The organism is Mycobacterium sp. PO1 (genome assembly GCF_017312405.1).
Classification (GTDB): domain Bacteria; phylum Actinomycetota; class Actinomycetes; order Mycobacteriales; family Mycobacteriaceae; genus Mycobacterium.
In genome coordinates this window covers 37,015-55,469 of record NZ_BLTG01000111.1, presented here as the reverse complement: position 1 = coordinate 55,469, position 18,455 = coordinate 37,015, and the positions used below count along the sequence as shown (strand labels likewise).

Genomic DNA, 18,455 nt, shown 5'->3' with positions numbered 1-18,455 from the left:
AAGGCGCGGGAAACGACGACGGGCGAGCAGACAGCGAAGACGAGGAAGTTCCCTAGCTCAGGAGACCTCTACCTCTCGCCGATCGGCCGGCGAGTCATCCTGCGGCGCAAGCAGCTCGACGATCCGAGCCGTCACCGCCGCAGCGGTCGGGTGCTCCCACAGCAGGGTCGGTGGAAGCGCGAGCCCGGTGCGCTTTTCCAGCGCACGGCGCAGCGAGACGGTCATGATCGAGTCGACGCCGGTCTCGACCAGAGGAACGCGGGGGTCGACGTCATCCTCGGGCAGACCCAGCTCGGTGGCGACCGCCTCGACAACCTGCTGAGCCACCCACTCATCCACGTCCGTGTCGCCGCGATCGATCGGGCCTGCCGGCGTGTCATCACGCCGCCCAACCGGTGCGACGCCGGCCAATATCGGCACCGAGGCCGCCCCCGGGAGTACCGGCAGGACAACGACGTTGGGTTCGTCGCCGCGCATCGCCGTGTCGAGCGCCCGGAACGCGTCGTCGGATCCGATCGTGCCCATGCCCAGACCTTCGAGCTGCGCGGCGACATACTCCGAGGTCGACCCCATCCCCCGACCACGCCACGCGGTCCACGCGACGCTGACGGTGCGATCACCGAGGCCGTGCCGGTGGCGCGCCAGCGCATCGAGAAACGCGTTGGCGCACGCGTACGCACCCTGACCCGGAAAGCCCGCCAAATAGCCGCACGACGAATACAGCACCATCCAGTCCAGCTGCCCCGGTGGGAACAACTCGTGCAGCACCAGTGACCCGTCCACCTTGGGGCGCATCGCCGTCCGGAGCTGCTGGTCAGTGGTATCGGCCAGCAGGACACCGGCTTCCACGCCGGCCGCATGGACCACGCCGCGCACTGCCGGCAACCCCGCGAGCATCTCCCGTAATTCGCCGGCCGCATCGGCGTCCCCGATGTCGATCGCGGCGACGTGCACCGAGACTCCCCGCTCTTCGAGTGCCGTCACCGTGTCGACCACGTCCGAGCCTGCGTGCGCGGCCCATGAAGCGCGTGGCGGCATGCCCGAGCGGGACAGCAACACCAGCCGGCGGGCACCGAGGTCGGCCAGTCGCTGGGCCATCAACAGGCCGAGCGCACCGGTACCTCCGGTGATCAGGTAGGTGCCGCCTGCGGTGCACGTCATGGGAGCGCGTGACCCAGTGCGGGCATGGCGCAGTCGGGCGATCGACGCTATGCCGTCCCGCACGGCGACCACGCCGTGCCCGGGCAGCGCTGCCATCACACTCAGCGGTAGCGGGTCGCGCCCGCAGTCAGCCGCGACGTCGAGCACCCCACCCCACAGCTGTGGATGTTCGGCCGCGGCCACCCGGGCCAGTCCCCACAGTGACGCGTGCGCAAGAGAGCGTCCCTCCAGCACGCCCTTGGTCAGCACCCACAGTCGAGCCGCAGAGCCGTTGGCGTGCAGACCCTTCAGTGTCGCGAGCACCAACTCGGCGGCGGCTTGCGCGGTGCCCTCGGCATCGGGCACCGCCAGCACCGCCGACCCCTCGGTGAGCTCACCGTCGATCTCCCCAGGCTCGGCGCAGACGCGGTGCCGGACCCCGGCCGCGGCGAGATCGCTCCGTATCGCGGCGACGTCGTTCGCCCGACCGCCGACCAGGACCACCTCGGCAGGCCGGTCCTCTCCGCTGAGTTCAACTGTTTCCCAGGTTATTTCATGCAGCACCGGACCCAGGCTGCCGCTGGCGGAGTTCTCGAGTTCCTCGAACGTCATCCCGGTGAGGACGGCATGTACAGCCCCCGCCTCGTCGGCGATCGCGACATCGACCGTCGTGCCGCCGAGGTGCTGCACATGCAGCAGCGCCACTGCGGGCGGAGTGCCCGCGACATGGACCCGCTCGATTCGCGCCGGCATCCGCAAGCGCGCCGGACCGTCGAACACGGTGCACGCCGTCGAGGTGGCCGCATCCACCAGCCCGGCCCAGGTGGCCGGTGCAGAGCCGTCGGGCTCGGCGGTCACTCGTGCCAAGAGCTGCCCGCCACGGCGGTACAGCTCGAGGATCTCCCAGCCGAACCCCATCGCCGCGACACCGACTGAGGCCAGCGTCTCGACCACATGGGCACTCGGAAGTCGTTCTGCATCAACAACAAACGTCTCGATATCGACCACGCTTACCGGCATCCAGGCTGATTCTGCGTCGGCGGGGGCGACGACGGCGCTGCTGTGGGTCAGCCATCCGTCGGCTGAGTCCTCCACCGACTCCCCGACGAGTCGCGAGGACAGACGCAGCGTGCCGTCCTGCAGAACCACCTGGACGTCGCGCGTACGTCCGGGAGGAACGGGTGTACGCAGCTGCACGTCGGTCAGCCCGCAACCTTCACCGGCGCCGCCTCCGGCAGCGGTGCCAGTCTCGCCGCCTCCGGCAGCGGTGCCCATCTCGCCGCCTCCGGCGGCGGTGCCAGTCTCGCCGCCTCCGGCAGCGGTGCCCATCTCGCCGCCTCCGGCAGCGGTGCCCATCTCGCCGCCTCCGGCAGCGGTGAGAAACGTGTTGAGCAGCACCGCAGCAGGCACGATCTCGGTGCCCTGCACAGGGTGATCACCGGGGTAGGGCCGGTTCCCCATGTCCAGCCGCGTCTGCCATACCCGGGTCGGGACCGCGCCCGACACCTCGATGCATCCCCCGAGCAGCGTGTGGGCGGCGACATCGTGCAGTGCGGTGGTGCCCGGCGGCGCCGTCGGGGTACGCCAGTAACGGCGGTGCTGCCACTGCGTCACAGGTAGATCGGCAGCCCACGCCGCCGTCTTGGTGAAGCCGTGCTCGACCGGTGCGCCGTGACAGTACAGCGCGGCGACGGCGGCACCGATCGCTCGACGCTCGGGCTGATCCCGGCGCAGCACCGGTACCACCGCGTGCTCCTGGTAGCCGTGGTGCACCAGCGTCTCGGCGATCGAATGCGACACCACCGGATGCGCGGACACCTCCAGGAACAGCCGGTGGCCGTCCTCTGCCGCGGCCTGTACCGCCTCGGCGAACCGAACCCGGCCCTGCAGATTGGTCGCCCAGTAGTCGGCGCCGCGCGGTGCACTCGACCGGCTATCGGCCAGGGCTGTCGTGTACAGCGGAACCTTCGCGGGACCCGGCGCCGGCAGGTGACCGACCCGCCGCGCCAGCTCGCCGGTCAGCGCGTCCATCGCCGGGCTGTGGAAGGCCACGTCGGTGTTGACGCGGCGCACCATGACGCCAGCGGCCGACCACGCTGCCACCACCTCGTCGACAGCGTGGACGGCGCCCGACACAACCGTGGACTCGGGAGACGCGCTGATGGCCGCAACCACGTCCGACCGTCCTGCCAGCCGGCGCTGAACCTCGTCGAACGACAGCCGCACCAGCGCCATCGCGCCGTTGCCTGCCACCGACCGAAACCCGCGCGCACGGAAGCACGCGACCGCGGCACCGTGGGACAGATCGAACACGCCCGCCTCCACGCAAGCGGCTACCTCGCCGACCGAGTGCCCGATGACCGCCGCCGGTGTCACGCCCCGCTCCCGCAGCACGGCGGCAAGACCCACCTGGACGGCGAAGGTCAGGGCCTGGACCTGGTCGGTGCCACCAAGCCGCTCTCCGGTCAGCTCCTCACGGGCAGAGAAGCCGAGCTCGGCGCGGAAGACGACGTCGACCTCGTCGATCACGGCGGCGAAAGCCGGCTCGGTGGCGAGTAGTTCACGGCCCATGCCGGCCCAGTGCGAACCGTGACCGCTGAACACCCACACCGCACCGTCCTGCGCGCCCTCGACCACCGAGCCGGTCACCACGCGCGGATCCCGCACCTGAGCGGCCAGCGCGTTCAGTGCGGCCACGACGGCGCCTTCCCGTCGGGTTGCGGGAAGCCCGTCGGTGACCACCGCGCCGCGCACCGGCTCGGGTGAACGACGGGTCCACATCGTGGCCGCCACCCGGTCCACGGAGAACGGCGAGGCGCGCAGATGCTCGCCCAACCGAGCTGCCTGGACGGTGAGCCGCGACTCCGAACGCGCCGACAGCGGGATGAATGCCGCTGCGGGGGAAGCTTTCTCGCCGGCGGATGCGGTATCGAACCCGGGCGCCTCCTCGAGCAGAACGTGTGCGATCGTGCCGCCGTAGCCGTAGCTGCACACCGCCGCACGCCGCGGCCCGTCCCCCGGCAGCCACCCTTCGGGCTCGGTGGGCACCCGCAGACCACTGGCTTCCCAATCGACTTTCGGGGTCAGCGTGCCTACCCCGGCGGTGGGCGGGAGCACCCGGTGGTGCAACGCGAGGGCGGCCTTGATCAGCCCCACGACTCCCGCGCCGCCCTCGAGGTGCCCGGTGTTGGGTTTCACCGATCCAACGGGGCAGCGCTCGCCGCCACGGCCGGCGCCGTACACGGAGGCCAGCGCCGCGACCTCGACCGGATCGCCGGTCGGAGTTCCGGTGCCGTGCGCTTCGACGTAGCCGACGCTGCGCGGGGCCACCCCCGAAACCCGGCAGGCCAGCCGGAACAGGTCCGCCTGCGCCTCTCCGTTGGGCGACATGATGCCGACGGTGCGGCCGTCCTGCGCGACTGCGCCGCCGCGAATCACCGCCAGCACGCGGTCACCGTCTCGCCGCGCCTCGGCGAGACGCTTGAGCACCACCACGCCCGCACCCTCGCCGCGCCCGTATCCGTCGGCGGAAGCGTCGAAGGTCTTGCAGCGCCCGTCCGGCGCAGTCGCTCCCGCGACATCGAGGACGCGGGTCAACCCCGGTCCGATCAACGCGCTGACGCCACCGGCCAGCGCGAGCGACGTCTCTCCGTCGCGCAGCAGTTGACACCCCTGGTGCACGGCGACCAGGGACGCTGCACACGCGGCGTCCAGGGCCACACTCGGCCCGCGGAGGTCGAGCAGGTGGGAGACCCGATTGGCCACCCCGCACAGTGATGTGCCGATACCCGTCCACGCCTCGATCCCGGCGAGATCCTCCATCAGCAACTTGCCGTAGTCGTCGGAGTTCACGCCCATCAGCACCGCGGTGTCGCTGCCGGCCAGCGACCGCGGGCCGATGCCGGCGTGCTCCAGCGCCTCCCACGAGACTTCCAACGCAAGGCGCTGCTGCGGATCCATCAGCTCCGCTTCGCGGGGGGACACCCCGAAGAACTCGGCGTCGAAGCAGTCGAGGTCCTCGAGGAAGGTGCCCCAGCGGGTGGTCTCGGCCAGCACCGCGGCGTTGCGCGGATCGCGCCCCACGTAGGGCGCCCACCGCTGCGCCGGGACCTGCCGGACCGCACTGCCACCGGCCAACAGGAACGACCAGAACTCCGCCGGGGTGCGGACCTCGCCGCCCAGGCGGCATCCGATACCGATGATCGCGATGGGCTCGGGCGTCGGTTCCGTGGCGCCGGTCAGCTCCACGATGCCCCAGTTATATGGCTAGCCTTCCCTAACTCACGCATCGACATGCCGGACATCCTGGCACAACCACGGGCGACATGGCGCGCTACCTGCGCGGCCGCACCCCGGCGCCACCCGGGCTGCGCCCGGCCCTATCCGGGGGGCTGCGCCCGGCCCTATCTGGGGGGCTGCGCCCCCGCGTCCTCGGGGTCGATCTCCACGGCGTACGACGTGATCGCCGTGATCTGCTCGCCCGTGAACTCGTAGATGGCGCAGCTCGCCACCGCGGTCATCCCGTCCGGGCGCACATACCGCACCACGGTGTCGACGGCCACCGCGTCGGATCCGACGGCGGTCACGCACCGATCGAACTCACGGCGGATGCCGTCGAGCCCTTCGGCCGTGTCCCGACACGTGCGCGCCACCGCGTCAGCGCCCTCGAGCACCATGTAGCCGACGATCGTCCACTTCACGTCCTTGGCGAGATGCGGCAGCGCCTCGTCGAAGCGGTGCTCGGAGAACGCGCGGGCGACAGTGCCGCGATCGAAACCCATGACCACGACCGTAGCGCCCCAGGGTGCCCGCACGGTATGAGTGGACACATGGAATTGACGGGTGTGGGTGTGTGGAGTTCGCAGTTGCGGTACGGCAATTCGAGCGAGGCGGCCGAAGCGGCAGCCGAACTCGACGAACTGGGCTACGCGGCGCTGTGGATTCCCGACGTGGGCGGGCCGGTGCTCGACTCGGTGGACAACCTGCTGTCGGCAACGCGCAACACGGTGATCGCGACCGGCATCCTCAACCTCTGGATGCATGAGCCCGCCGACGTCGCGGCACGCTACGCGACCCTGACCGACACGCATGGCGAACGCTTCCTGCTCGGCATCGGCGTCAGCCACGCACCGCTGATCGACTCGAAGGAGCCCGGCCGTTACCGCAAGCCGCTGGCCGCCACCGAAGCGTTCCTCGACGGCATCGACGCCTCCGCGCAGCCGGTCCCGGTCGCCAATCGCGTGCTGGCCGCACTCGGCCCCAAGATGCTCGAACTGTCCAAGACGAAGGCGCGCGGCGCGCACCCGTACCTGACCACCCCGGAGCACACCCGCATCGCCCGCGAGGTCCTCGGCAGCGGACCGCTGTTGCTGCCCGAGCAGACGGTGCTGCTCACCGACGATCGCGACCATGCGCGCGAGGTCGGCGGGCAGTGGGTGCGCTCGTACCTGAAGATGCCCAACTACGCCAACAACCTGCGCCGGCTGGGGTTCAGCGACGAGGAGATCGACACGGTCAGCGACCGACTCCTCGACGCGGTCATCGCGTGGGGCGACGAGGACGCCGTCAAGCGGCGCGTCACCGAGCACCTCGATGCCGGTGCCGACCACGTCTGCGTGCAGGTGCTGACCGCTGACCCCACCGAATTCCCCCGCGAACAGTGGCGCCGGCTGGCTGCGGCACTGCTGTAGCGCAACCCGTGCGACAGCGAAGCCGTACGGGCCTCAGCCCAGTAGGTCGCGCACCACGGCATCGGCGAGCAGCCTGCCGCGGTCGGTGAGCACCAGCCGCTCACCGTCTCGGCGCAGCAGACCGTCGGAGATCGCGATCTCGGCGCGCGTCTGCTCGTCGGCCGACAGTGCTGCGGTCGGCAGACCCGAGCGCAGGCGGATCCGCAGCAGCACCTCCTCGACATGCGCGGTCGCGTCATCCAGCGTCTCGAAATCGGCGACCGGAAGTGCTCCGGCGGCCAATTGGGTGGCATAAGCGTTGGGGTGCTTGACATTCCACCAGCGGGTGGCATCGGCGTAACTGTGCGCGCCCGGCCCGGCGCCCCACCATTCCCCGCCGTCCCAGTAGCCGATGTTGTGGCGGCACTCGCCGCCCGGGCGGGCCCAGTTGGACACCTCGTACCAGTGGAAGCCCGCTTCGCGCAGCCGGTCGTCGAGCAGTTCGTAACGACGCGCGAGCACGTCGTCGTCCGGCGCAGGGATCTCACCGCGCCGGACCCGGCGGGCCAGCGCGGTGCCGTCCTCGACCACCAGCGCGTACGCCGACAGATGGTCGATTCCGGCCCCGATCGCGGCCTCCACGGAGCGCGCCAGGTCGTCGTCGCTCTCCCCCGGTGTGCCGTAGATGAGATCGAGGCTGACGTGATCGAACCCTGCCGCCGCGGCTTCGCGGGCCGCATCGAGCGCCCGCCCCGGCGAATGCACACGATCCAGTGCCGCCAGCACGTGCACGGCAGTGGACTGCATCCCCAGCGACACCCGGGTGTAGCCGGCCGCGCGCAACCCGGCGAAGAACTCCGGCGACGTCGACTCGGGGTTGGCTTCTGTGGTGACCTCCGCATCCGGGGCGAGCCCGAAACTCTCCCGCACCGCGTCGAGGACGGCACCCAGCCCGGCAGCCCCGAGCAGCGACGGCGTGCCGCCCCCCACGAATACGGTGTCGGCCGCCGGGGCGGCGCGCAGACGGGCAGCTCCGAGCCGCAGTTCTGTACGCAGGGCGGCCAGCCAACCGTCCGGGTTCGCGCCACCCAGTTCGCCGGGGGTGTAGGTGTTGAAGTCGCAGTAACCGCACCGGGTCGCGCAGAACGGCACGTGGATGTACACGCCGAAGGGCCGGCCCGCCCGCGCCGACAGATCCGGCAACACACCGTCTGGCACCTGCGACTGCACACTCACGTGTCCAGTCTGGCAGCCGCCCCATTAGGGCAGGTGGCGCATTCGTGGCACAATCGGGTACGTGACTGCAAACCACAGCTTCGCCCGCAGGGTCGCGCTCGTGGCACGCCGCCATGTCGACTTCAAGCGCGTTTGCAGCTGTAGCTGTCTGTCTTGATCGCCGGATCACGGACCAACCAGCCACTTTTCTGACCTTTCAGCTGGCCGCCGGATCTGCGCCGCCGGACAGCCCCCGGTGACCACGCGCGATCTGAACGCCGGCTCCGACCAGGAGCCCACCGATGACGACAACCAATCCGGCTGACGCCCCAGCCAAGAAGCCCGCCAAGCGTCCCCGCGGTGAGGGTCAGTGGGCGCTCGGCTACCGCGAGCCGCTCAACGCCAACGAGCAGTCCAAGAAGGACGACAATCCGCTCAACGTGCGCGACCGCATCGAGAACATCTACGCCAAGAACGGCTTCGAGTCCATCGACAAGGGCGACCTGCGAGGACGTTTTCGCTGGTGGGGGCTCTACACCCAACGCAAACAGGGCTACGACGGCACCTGGACCGGCGACGAGAACACCGACATGCTCGAGGACTCGTACTTCATGCTGCGGGTTCGCAGTGACGGCGGTGCGCTGACCGCCGCCTCGCTGCGCACGCTGGGTGAGATCTCGACCGAGTTCGCCCGCGACACCGCCGACATCTCCGACCGCCAGAACATCCAGTACCACTGGATCCGCGTCGAGGACATGCCCGAGATCTGGCGGCGTCTGGACGCGGTAGGCCTGCAGACCACCGAGGCGTGCGGCGACTGCCCCCGTGTCGTGCTGGGCTCGCCGCTGGCCGGTGAGTCGCTCGACGAGGTCATCGACGGCACCCCCGCGGTCGACGAGATCGTCCGGCGCTACATCGGCAAGAAGGAGCTGTCCAACCTCCCGCGCAAGTTCAAGACCGCGATCTCCGGTCTGCAGGACGTCGTGCACGAGGTCAACGACGTGGCGTTCATCGGCGTCAACCACCCCGAGCACGGTCCCGGGTTCGACCTCTGGGTCGGCGGCGGGCTGTCGACGAACCCGATGCTCGGCCAGCGGGTCGGGGCGTGGGTGCCACTCGACGAGGTGCCGGACGTGTGGGAAGCCGTGGTCAGCGCGTTCCGCGACTACGGGTACCGCCGGTTGCGCTCCAAGGCGCGGTTGAAGTTCCTGATCAAGGACTGGGGCGTCGAAAAGTTCCGGAAAGTGCTCGAAGAGGAGTACCTGAAGCGCCCGCTGATCGACGGCCCCGCTCCCGACCCGGTGGCCCGCCCTATCGACCACGTCGGTGTGCAGAAGCTGCGTAACGGCCTCAACGCCGTCGGGGTCGCGCCCATCGCCGGACGCGTCTCGGGCACCATCCTGAGCAAGGTCGCCGACCTGGCCGAGGCGGCGGGGTCCGACCGCATCCGCTTCACCCCCTACCAGAAGTTGATCGTCCTCGACGTGCCCGACGACAAGCTCGACGAGTTGCGCGCCGGGCTGGACGCGTTGGGTCTTCCGTCGACGCCGTCGCACTGGCGGCGCAACCTGATGGCCTGCACCGGCATCGAGTTCTGCAAGTTGTCGTTCGCCGAGACCCGCAAGCGGGCACAGACGCTGGTGCCAGAACTCGAGCAGCGGCTCGAGGACATCAACGCTGAACTCGACGTGCCGGTCACCGTCAACATCAACGGCTGCCCGAACTCGTGCGCCCGCATTCAGGTCGCCGACATCGGGTTCAAGGGCCAGATGGTCGACGACGGCGACGGCCCGATCGAGGGTTTCCAGGTCCATCTGGGCGGCAGCCTGGGCCTGGACAGCGGTTTCGGTCGCAAGCTGCGCCAGCACAAGGTGCTCTCCAGTGAACTCGGTGACTACGTCGAGCGTGTCGTGCGCAACTTCGTGAAACAAAGGGAGCAGGGCGAGCGTTTTGCCACCTGGGCCCTGAGGGCCGACGACGCGGATCTTCGATGAGCGCTTGCGCGAAGAGCAGAGAACCTGGGATGAGCGCTTGCGCGAAGAGCAGACGGTGAGGTGACGGTGACATGACTGTGGTGACACGAGACGACGCAGACCTGCAGGAGCTGGCCGAGCGCGGGGCTGCCGAACTCGGCCCCGACGCGACCGCTGAGGAACTGCTGCGCTGGACCGACGAGAACTTCGGCGGACTCGGCCAGGGATCCGGGTACATCGTCGCGTCGAACATGCAGGACGCGGTGCTGGTCGACCTCGCCGCCAAGGTGCGCCCGGGCGTCGACATCCTGTTCCTCGACACCGGCTATCACTTCGTCGAGACGATCGGCACCCGCGACGCCGTGGAGGCCGTCTACGACGTCAACGTGGTCAACGTCCGCCCCGAGCGGACGGTCGCCGAGCAGGACGCCGAGTTCGGCAAGAACCTGTTCGAGCGCGACGCCAACGCCTGCTGCGGTATGCGCAAGGTGGAGCCGCTGTCCAAGGCGTTGAGCGGCTACTCCGCGTGGGTCACCGGCATCCGCCGGGTGGAGTCCCCGACGCGGGCCAATGCCCCGCTGATCAGCTGGGACAAGGCTTTCGGTTTGGTGAAGATCAACCCGCTGGCGGCGTGGACGGACGAGCAGATGCAGGATTACATCGACGCTTACGGCATTCTGGTGAATCCCCTCGTCGACGAGGGCTACCCCTCCATCGGGTGCGCACCGTGCACGAACAAGCCGGCGCTGGGCGCCGATCCGCGCAGCGGTCGCTGGGCGGGCCAGACCAAGACCGAATGCGGACTGCACGCCTCTTGAGTTCACCGACGCTGATCCTCACCGCGCACGGCAGTGCCGACCCCAGGTCGGCGGCCAACGCGCGGGAAGTCGCCGCGACGATCCGTCGATTGCGCCCAGGCTTGGACGCGCGGGTGGCGTTCTGCGAACAGAACGCGCCGAACCTGCGCGACGTGCTGGCCACGGTCGTCCCCGGTGCGGCGGTGGTGGTGCCGTTGCTGCTCGCCGACGCTTACCACGCCCGGGTCGACATTCCCGAGATGATCGCGGAGTCGGGCACCGACGCCCGCCAGGCCGAGGTTCTCGGTGAGGACGAGCGGTTGATCCACGTGCTGCGGCAGCGCCTGGAGCACGCGGGCGTGTCCCGGTTGGATCCGCGGGTCGGGGTGCTGGTGACTGCGGTGGGCTCCTCGCACGCGCAGGCGAACGCGCGCACTGCCGGCGTGGCCCGCGAACTGACGATGACGACCCGGTGGACGGCGACGACGGCGTTCGCCACAGGTCCACATCCCACGCCCGCCGAGGCCGCCGAGGTCCTGCGTTCCCGCGGGGCGTCGCGGCTCGTGATCGCGCCGTGGTTCCTCGCGCACGGCCGGATCACCGACCGGGTGGCGGAGTTCGCGCGGTCGGAGCGGATTCCGATGTCGTCGCCGCTGGGTGCGCATCGGCAGGTGGCCGAGACGGTGCTCGACCGTTTCGACAGCGTGGCGCCCGCCCGCGCCGCCGCCTGACGAGAACAGGGGCACTCGCAGGGCCCGGTACAGTTGAGGCACAACGTCCCTCGGCGAGCTAGGACTCGATGCCCCCACACTTACCGTCGGCGGTCAGATGCTGACCGCCGTGTTGTCGATTCTGTTGGGACTGTTGGTGGTGTCCGCCATCACCGCGTTGACGGGGTATTTCGTCGCGCAGGAGTTCGCCTACATGGCGGTCGACCGGTCGCGGCTGAAGGCGCGCGCCGAGTCCGGTGATGCCGCGGCCGAGCGGGCGCTCGGCGTCACCCGGCGTACCTCGTTCATGCTGTCCGGCGCACAGCTGGGCATCACCGTCACCGGTCTGCTGGTCGGCTACGCCGCCGAGCCGCTGATCGGGCGCGGCGCCGAGACGTTGATGAGCGGCGCGAGTATTCCGACCGCACTCGCGGTCGCGATCGGCGGTGTCGTCGCCATCGCGGTCTCGACCGTGATCCAGATGCTGTTCGGTGAACTGTTTCCCAAGAATCTCGCCATCGCCCGCCCCGAGCCGCTGGCCCGCTGGCTGGCGTGGTCGACCACGCTGTACCTGAAGCTGTTCGGCTGGTTGATCTGGTTGTTCGACCAGTCCTCGAATGTGCTGCTGCGGCTGCTGCGCATCGAGCCGGTGCACGATGTGGAACATTCGGCGACTCCGCGCGATCTCGAACACATCGTGGCGGTGTCGCGGGACGCTGGGGAGATCCCGCCGGATCTGTCGGCGCTGCTGGACCGGATCCTCGACTTCCCCACCAGCACCGCCGAGCACGCGATGATCCCGCGCTCGCGCGTCGACGCCATCGCCGGGGACACACCGGCCGCGGTGGTCCTCAGCCGCATGGCGACCGGGCACACGCGCTACCCGGTGTCGGGCGCGGACGCCGACGACATCGTGGGCGTCATCCATCTGTACGACCTGCTCGGCACGAGTCTCGGCGCCGACACCGCCGCGCAGCGTTGCCGGCCGGCCGTGGTGGTGCCGGAGACCATGCCGCTGCCGAGCGTGGTGCAGGCGCTGACCGGTGCGGGTGACGAGATGGCTGTCGTCATCGACGAGTACGGCGGGTTCGCCGGCGTCCTGACGATCGAGGACCTGGCCGAGGAACTGGTGGGCGAGATCGACGACGAACACGATTCGCCGATGCAGGTGCAGGTCACCGCCGCCGGGGACGGTTGGCTGGTCCCCGGCGACCTTCCGCTCGACGAGGCCGAACGCGCCCTCGGTCTGGCTCTGCCGCCAGGTGACTACGAAACCATGGCCGGCATGGTGATCGCCCACGCGGCCGCGCTGCCCGAGGTCGGAGACACCGTCGAGATCGAGTTGCCGAGCGACCCAGCGGATCTGGTGATCGATGACGCACCCGCGCACCGGATGCTGATCACGCAGATCCGCTCGCTCGAGCGTCGTGTGCCGGCGTCGATGTTCGTCACCGTCGAGGAGCAGAGTGGCGATGAGTAACGGTCCGTGGCTGACGGTTGCGGTCACCGCCCTCCTGATCACCCTCAGCGCGTTCTTCGTCGCCGTCGAGTTCGCGCTCATCGCCGCACGGCGCAGTCGTCTGGAGGACGCGGCGGCGACCAAGGCGTCCGCGCGGGCGGCACTGCGCAGTGCCAGTGAGCTGTCACTGCTGCTGGCCGGTGCGCAGCTGGGCATCACCGTATGCACCCTGCTGCTGGGCGCGATCACCAAACCGGCCGTGCACTACGCGATCACGCCCTGGCTCGGAGGATTCGGCGCACCGTCGTGGTTGGCCGACGTGGGTGGTTTCGTTCTGGCGTTGCTCATCGTCACGTTCCTGCACCTCGTGGTCGGCGAGATGGCGCCCAAGTCCTGGGCGATCGCGCATCCGGAGCGCTCGGCCATGCTGCTGGCGATTCCGATGCGCGCCTTCATGTTCCTGACCCGCCCGCTGTTGAAGGCCCTCAACCATGCCGCCAACTGGTGCCTGCGCAGGGTCGGGGTCGATCCGGTCGACGAGTTGGCCGACACCCAGGATCCCGACACGTTGCGGCAGCTCGTCGAACATTCGGCGACCGTCGGCACGCTCGACGAGCGCTACCACGCCAACCTGACCAGCGCGTTGCAGTTGCAGGCGCTGACCATCGGCGAGCTGGCACCGGAACACCCGGGTTACAGCGCCGTCGACGTCACGGCGAGTCCGGCACAGATCCAGGAGGCCTCGAAATCGACGGGCCACCGAAGGCTGGTCGTGCACGAGGGTGACGAGCCCGTCGGGGTCGTCCACGTCCGGGACAGCCTGACCGGTCGGGGCGCCGCGGGCGAGCTGATGCGCCCGGTGCTGACCGTCGCCGCCACCGCGCCGGTCTACGAGGTTCTGCAGGTGATGCGCGAATCCCGCAATCATCTGGTCGTGGTCGATACGGCAGCGGGTCGCACGGTGGTCACCCTGACCGACGTGCTGCACCGCCTGCTGCCGGCCCAACCGGTGTGACGCTGAACCCAGCCCCTTGACCGTATACCTCTAGGGGTATATCTTCATCCGTATCGGTTTGATACCCCCCTGGGTATATCGGTCACATTGGAAAGGGCTCGGATCATGAAGTTCATCCAGTACTACCTGGACTGCCTGTCGCACGCGTCGTACCTGATCGCCGACGAGGACTCCAAGCGCGCGGTCGTCGTCGACCCGCAGCGCGACGTCGCCGAATACGTGGCCGACGCCGAGAAGTTCGGCCTGACGATCGAGCTCGTCATCGAGACCCACTTCCACGCCGACTTCCTCTCCGGCCACCTGGAGCTCGCCGACGCCACCGGCGCCACGATCGTCTACTCCTCCGTGGCCAAGCCCGAGTTCGACTTCATGGCTGTCGAAGACGGGCAGCGCTACGCACTGGGCGAACCCGACGGCGTGACCCTGGAGTTCCGCCACACCCCCGGCCACACGCCCGAGTCGATGAGCATCGTCGTGTACGAACACGGCGGCGACCCCGTGCCCTACGGCGTGCTGACCGGCGACACGCTGTTCATCGGTGACGTCGGCCGTCCCGATCTGCTGGCCTCCATCGGCTTCAGCCGCGACGAGCTGGCCGACATGCTCTACGACTCGCTGCACGACAAGCTGATGCCGCTGCCCGACGCCACGCGCGTCTACCCCGCCCACGGCGCGGGCTCGGCCTGCGGGAAGAACCTGTCCACCGAACTGTGGTCCACCATGGGCGATCAGAAGCAGTGGAACTACGCGCTGCGCGCCGCCGACAAGGCCTCGTTCATGGCGATGGTCACCGAGGGCCAGCCGCCGGCGCCGAGCTACTTCGTCTACGACGCGATCCTCAACCGCAAGGACCGTGCCCTGCTCGACGAGACCGCGATGCCGCCCGCTATGACCTACCAGCAGGCGCTCGACGCCGTGGCCGGCGGTGCGATCCTCGTCGACGGGCGCACACCCGAGGAGTTCGCCCAGGGCCACCTGCGCGGCGCGGTCAACATCGGGCTGGAAGGCCGCTATGCCGAATTCGCCGGCTCCGTGGTCAAACCCGACGTCGACATCGTCTTGATGACCGACGCCGGCCAGGAACTCGAAGGCAAGAACCGGTTGGCGCGGATCGGATTCGACCGCGTGGTCGGATATCTGGCCGAGCCGGAGAAGGTGATGCTGACCCATCCCGATCAGGTGCAGGCCGCCTCCCGGTTGACCGCCAAGGCATTCGGTGAGCGGGCGCAGCAGGTCAACGGACTGCAGATCGTCGACGTCCGCAACCCGGGCGAGGCCGCAGCGGGCATGATCCCGGGCGCGGTCAACATCCCGGTCGGCCAACTCCCCGACCGGGTGGACGAACTCGACGCCGACGCACCGACGGTCGTCTACTGCGCGGGCGGATACCGCTCCTCGGTCGCGGCCAGCGTGCTGCGGCAGCGCGGCTTCGCCGACGTCAGCGACATCCTGGGCGGCTACAACGCCTGGGAAGAAGTCACCCAGAGCGCCTGAACGACAACGAAACAGGGAGAGCGAGACAATGAAGTCCCATCACCACCGCGTCCTCGTCATCGGTGGGGGCACCGCGGGCATCACCGTCGCGGCGCGCCTGCTGCGCAAGGGCCACGCCGACGTCGCCGTCATCGAACCGTCCAGCGTGCACTACTACCAACCGCTGTGGACGCTCGTCGGGGCCGGGCAGGCAGAGGCCGCCGACACCGAACGCGCGGAGGCCAGCGTGATGCCCCACGACGCCACGTGGATCCGCAATGCCGCGGCGGCCGTCGACCCGGACACCAACACCGTGACATGTGAGGACGGCGCGACCTACACCTACGACGCGCTCGTGGTGTGTCCGGGCATCCAGCTCGACTGGGACCGCATCGACGGGGCGGCCGATGCGCTGGGCCGAGACGGGGTGTCGTCGAACTACCAGTTCGATCTGGCGCCGCGCACCTGGGAGTTCATCAAGAACCTTCGATCGGGCACCGCGGTCTTCACGATGCCCTCCGGCCCCATCAAATGCGCAGGGGCCCCGCAGAAGATCGCCTACCTGGCGTGTGACCACTGGCGGCGCGCGGGTGTGCTCGACGACATCGACGTGCACCTGGTGGTACCCACACCGAGGATCTTCGGCATCCCCGCCATCGCCGACAACCTCGACAAGGTCATCGCCGATTACGGCATCACGTTGCACACCCTCACCGAGGTGACGTCGGTGGACGCAGCCAGCCGCAAGGTGACCCTGCAGGCGGTCGCCGAGGGCGGCGAGGACGGCACCCTGGGTTACGACATGCTCCACGTCGTGCCGCACCAGTCGGCGCCCGACTGGATCAAGAACAGCCCGCTGTCCACCGGACAGGCCGGCGGCTACGTCGACATCGACAAGCACACGATGCAGCACGTGCACTACCCCAACGTGTTCGCACTCGGTGACGCCGGGTCGTCGCCGAACTCCAAGACCGGCGCCGCGATCCGCAAACAGGCGCCGGTGGTGGTCGACAATGTCGATGCCTATCTGGCCGGACGAACCCTGTGCGCGCGTTACGACGGGTATGCATCGTGCCCGATCGTCACGTCCTCGCACGAGATGTTGCTGGCCGAGTTCGACTACGAGTTCAACCTGAAACCCTCGGTGCCCCTGCTGGACCCGACCAAGCCGCACCGGGCCTTCTGGTACCTCAAGAAGTACGGCCTGCCGGCGATGTACTGGAACCTGATGCTCAAAGGTCTGGCCTGACGTGGCGCACGCCCACCGGCCATACCCCGGTGGGTAGCGTAAACTCCTAGCTGTTCAAAGTTCTTGAACACCGGATCGAAGGAGCCCATCATGGTCGGTGACCAGGAGGCCATCAACGCCGTGCTCAACCGCCTGCGTCGGGCCCAGGGCCAGCTCGCAGGCGTCATCTCGATGATCGAGCAGGGCCGTGACTGCAAAGACGTCGTCACGCAGCTGGCGGCGGTGTCGCGGGCGCTGGACCGAGCCGGTTTCAAGATCGTCGCAACCGGGCTGCGGGAGTGCATCGTCACCGACGAGAACGACGGGCGCCAGCGCGAGATGAGCGTCGACGAACTCGAGAAACTCTTCCTCGCCCTGGCCTGACCGGCGTAACGGTCGACGTCACCGCGACGACGTGGACGTCGGCGCGGGAGTCCTCACCGAGTGGCCTGGCGGTAGATCTTGGTGATCGCGCCGGTGTCCTCGTCGAACAGCTGCGGCTCGACCACCTCCCAGCCGCCGAGCTCGTCGACCGTCCACAGCGTCTGCGGCGCAGGGAACTCGTCGGTGTAGTCGGCAAGGACACCGGGATCGACAGGTCGGAAACCGGCCTCGGCCCACAGCTTCTGCGCCTCGGCAGTGAACAGGAAGTTGACGAGGTCGACCGCCTGCTCGAGGTGCCGGCCGGTACCGACCACCGCCACCGGACTCTCGATCTTCATCGTCTGCGGCGGATGAATCTGCTCGAAGCCCACGCTCAGCGCCTCGACCTCCGAGGTCAGCAGCACGTCGCCGTTGCCCTGTCGAAACGCGTCACTCGCCTCACGGTCCGAGGCGGGATGCAGCCGCACATGGTCGGTGACCAATTCACGGACGTAATCGAGCCCCGCCTGCGGGTCCTGGCCGCCGCCACTCGCCCACGCATACGGCGCCAACAGGTTCCACCAGGCCGAGCCGGAACTCAGCGGGCTCGCCGTGATCACCTCGACATCCGGACGCAGCAGATCGCCCCAGTCATCGATGTTCTCGGGGTTACCCGGACGCACCACCAGGCTCACCACCGACCCGAACGGAATGCCCTCGGTGACGCCCGCGTCCCAGTTCTCGTCCACCTTGCCCGTCTCCACCAGGCGGGCGATGTCCGGTTCGACGGAGACGTTCACCACATCGGCGGTCGTGCCCGACTCCACCGCGCGGGACTGCTCGGCCGAGGAACCATACGAGGCATCGACCGCGACCTCTGCACCTTCCGGCGTCGCGGCGAACGCCGACGCCATCATTGTCCACGCAAGTTCTGTCTCGGCAAAGGCGAGCACCTTCAGGGTGACCTCGGCGTCGGCGCCGTTGGCCTGGCTGGACCCGTCGCTGCAGGACATCACCACCATCGCCGAAAGCAGAAGTGCCGCGGGGGTGTTCCACGTCGCCGAGAACCGCATCCTCAGCGGGTGACCAGCCACATGACGATCACCAGAACGATCAAGGCGACCAGCGCCAGTGTCACCCGCGAGCGCGGCATGCCCCTCATCTGTCTCCTCCGTCGTCGGCTCCTGCGTCACCACCCGGGCGTCGCAACCGGTCCCTCAGCCGTATCCCGTTACCGAGCGCGCCGTCGAGCAACACCGCGATGCCGTAGGCCAAGGCGAGCACCACAGGCATCACCACAGCCGTCTGCGCCACGAACGGCAGCCCGGACAGCCACAGCTCCACTCCGTCCCACCAGCTGAGGAACCCGTCCATCCAGCCAGACTATGCCCAGCGCCGGCACCGGCGAACAGC

15 protein-coding genes are annotated in these 18,455 nt (G+C 69.0%); 10 read left to right on the top strand and 5 right to left on the bottom strand.

Annotation, left to right across the window (positions count from 1 at the left end; translation table 11 throughout):
- Positions 1 to 57: 57 nt before the first annotated feature.
- Entirely contained in the window at positions 58 to 5,388 is a 5,331-nt protein-coding gene (locus tag J3476_RS28115) for a type I polyketide synthase (protein WP_286183804.1), read from the bottom strand.
- A 155-nt stretch (positions 5,389 to 5,543) separates the two neighbouring features.
- Positions 5,544 to 5,921 carry a nuclear transport factor 2 family protein gene (locus J3476_RS26195; RefSeq protein WP_207069200.1) on the bottom strand — a complete coding sequence of 126 codons (378 nt, stop codon included), beginning with the start codon at positions 5,919 to 5,921 and terminating at the stop codon, positions 5,544 to 5,546.
- Positions 5,922 to 5,969: 48 nt separating this feature from the next.
- Here J3476_RS26195 and J3476_RS26190 point away from each other — a divergent pair, with 48 nt between their 5' ends.
- Entirely contained in the window at positions 5,970 to 6,830 is an 861-nt protein-coding gene (locus J3476_RS26190; protein ID WP_207069210.1) for an LLM class F420-dependent oxidoreductase, read from the top strand.
- A 33-nt stretch (positions 6,831 to 6,863) separates the two neighbouring features.
- On the opposite strand, the gene hemW is transcribed toward J3476_RS26190, so the two are convergent.
- A complete protein-coding gene (gene hemW, locus J3476_RS26185) occupies positions 6,864 to 8,045 on the bottom strand; it encodes a radical SAM family heme chaperone HemW (RefSeq protein ID WP_207069199.1) in 1,182 nt (393 codons plus the stop codon).
- A gap of 61 nt (positions 8,046 to 8,106) precedes the next feature.
- Between hemW and J3476_RS28230 the strand changes: the two genes are divergently transcribed.
- The 9 genes from J3476_RS28230 (at position 8,107) to J3476_RS26145 (ending at position 17,063) form a co-directional block, all read left to right on the top strand.
- Complete coding sequence (locus J3476_RS28230; RefSeq protein ID WP_373889124.1) at positions 8,107 to 8,202, top strand: Ms4527A family Cys-rich leader peptide; 96 nt, start codon at positions 8,107 to 8,109, stop codon at positions 8,200 to 8,202.
- A gap of 124 nt (positions 8,203 to 8,326) precedes the next feature.
- Positions 8,327 to 10,018 carry a nitrite/sulfite reductase gene (locus J3476_RS26180; RefSeq protein ID WP_152517784.1) on the top strand — a complete coding sequence of 564 codons (1,692 nt, stop codon included), beginning with the start codon at positions 8,327 to 8,329 and terminating at the stop codon, positions 10,016 to 10,018.
- Between the two features lie 71 nt (positions 10,019 to 10,089).
- Positions 10,090 to 10,815, top strand: coding sequence for a phosphoadenylyl-sulfate reductase (locus J3476_RS26175; RefSeq protein WP_207069198.1), 726 nt, complete (start codon positions 10,090 to 10,092; stop codon positions 10,813 to 10,815).
- The gene (locus J3476_RS26170; protein WP_207069197.1) at positions 10,794 to 11,525 is read left to right on the top strand and encodes a sirohydrochlorin chelatase; all 732 of its coding nucleotides are present in this window, start codon (positions 10,794 to 10,796) and stop codon (positions 11,523 to 11,525) included. The genes J3476_RS26175 and J3476_RS26170 overlap by 22 nt, the downstream gene beginning before the upstream one ends.
- Before the next feature lie 97 nt (positions 11,526 to 11,622).
- Complete coding sequence (locus tag J3476_RS26165) at positions 11,623 to 12,984, top strand: hemolysin family protein (protein WP_207069196.1); 1,362 nt, start codon at positions 11,623 to 11,625, stop codon at positions 12,982 to 12,984.
- Positions 12,977 to 13,978, top strand: a complete 1,002-nt coding sequence (locus J3476_RS26160; RefSeq protein ID WP_207069195.1) for a hemolysin family protein — start codon at positions 12,977 to 12,979, stop codon at positions 13,976 to 13,978. Before J3476_RS26165 ends, J3476_RS26160 begins: the two co-directional genes overlap by 8 nt.
- A 105-nt stretch (positions 13,979 to 14,083) precedes the next feature.
- A complete protein-coding gene (locus tag J3476_RS26155; protein WP_207069194.1) occupies positions 14,084 to 15,472 on the top strand; it encodes a rhodanese-like domain-containing protein in 1,389 nt (462 codons plus the stop codon).
- Positions 15,473 to 15,500: 28 nt separating this feature from the next.
- On the top strand, positions 15,501 to 16,700 hold the full coding sequence (locus J3476_RS26150; protein WP_207069193.1) for an FAD/NAD(P)-binding oxidoreductase: 1,200 nt from the start codon (positions 15,501 to 15,503) through the stop codon (positions 16,698 to 16,700).
- 90 nt (positions 16,701 to 16,790) lie between these two features.
- A complete protein-coding gene (locus J3476_RS26145; protein WP_152517791.1) occupies positions 16,791 to 17,063 on the top strand; it encodes a metal-sensitive transcriptional regulator in 273 nt (90 codons plus the stop codon).
- 53 nt (positions 17,064 to 17,116) lie between these two features.
- Here J3476_RS26145 and J3476_RS26140 read toward each other — a convergent pair whose 3' ends face one another.
- Complete coding sequence (locus J3476_RS26140; protein ID WP_207069209.1) at positions 17,117 to 18,115, bottom strand: extracellular solute-binding protein; 999 nt, start codon at positions 18,113 to 18,115, stop codon at positions 17,117 to 17,119.
- 85 nt (positions 18,116 to 18,200) lie between these two features.
- Complete coding sequence (locus J3476_RS26135) at positions 18,201 to 18,416, bottom strand: hypothetical protein (protein ID WP_207069192.1); 216 nt, start codon at positions 18,414 to 18,416, stop codon at positions 18,201 to 18,203.
- Positions 18,417 to 18,455 lie beyond the last annotated feature (39 nt).

Excerpts from the sequence above, each read along its gene's own strand:
- J3476_RS26140 (WP_207069209.1), bottom strand. The coding sequence starts at position 18,115 with ATGCGGTTCTCGGCGACGTGGAACACCCCCGCGGCACTTCTGCTTTCG.
- J3476_RS26170 (WP_207069197.1), top strand. The coding sequence starts at position 10,794 with ATGCGGACTGCACGCCTCTTGAGTTCACCGACGCTGATCCTCACCGCG.
- J3476_RS26190 (WP_207069210.1), top strand. The coding sequence starts at position 5,970 with ATGGAATTGACGGGTGTGGGTGTGTGGAGTTCGCAGTTGCGGTACGGC.
- J3476_RS26175 (WP_207069198.1), top strand. The coding sequence starts at position 10,090 with ATGACTGTGGTGACACGAGACGACGCAGACCTGCAGGAGCTGGCCGAG.
- J3476_RS26155 (WP_207069194.1), top strand. The coding sequence starts at position 14,084 with ATGAAGTTCATCCAGTACTACCTGGACTGCCTGTCGCACGCGTCGTAC.
- J3476_RS26145 (WP_152517791.1), top strand. The coding sequence starts at position 16,791 with ATGGTCGGTGACCAGGAGGCCATCAACGCCGTGCTCAACCGCCTGCGT.
- J3476_RS26165 (WP_207069196.1), top strand. The coding sequence starts at position 11,623 with ATGCTGACCGCCGTGTTGTCGATTCTGTTGGGACTGTTGGTGGTGTCC.
- J3476_RS26135 (WP_207069192.1), bottom strand. The coding sequence starts at position 18,416 with ATGGACGGGTTCCTCAGCTGGTGGGACGGAGTGGAGCTGTGGCTGTCC.
- J3476_RS26160 (WP_207069195.1), top strand. The coding sequence starts at position 12,977 with ATGAGTAACGGTCCGTGGCTGACGGTTGCGGTCACCGCCCTCCTGATC.
- J3476_RS26195 (WP_207069200.1), bottom strand. The coding sequence starts at position 5,921 with ATGGGTTTCGATCGCGGCACTGTCGCCCGCGCGTTCTCCGAGCACCGC.
- J3476_RS26180 (WP_152517784.1), top strand. The coding sequence starts at position 8,327 with ATGACGACAACCAATCCGGCTGACGCCCCAGCCAAGAAGCCCGCCAAG.
- J3476_RS26150 (WP_207069193.1), top strand. The coding sequence starts at position 15,501 with ATGAAGTCCCATCACCACCGCGTCCTCGTCATCGGTGGGGGCACCGCG.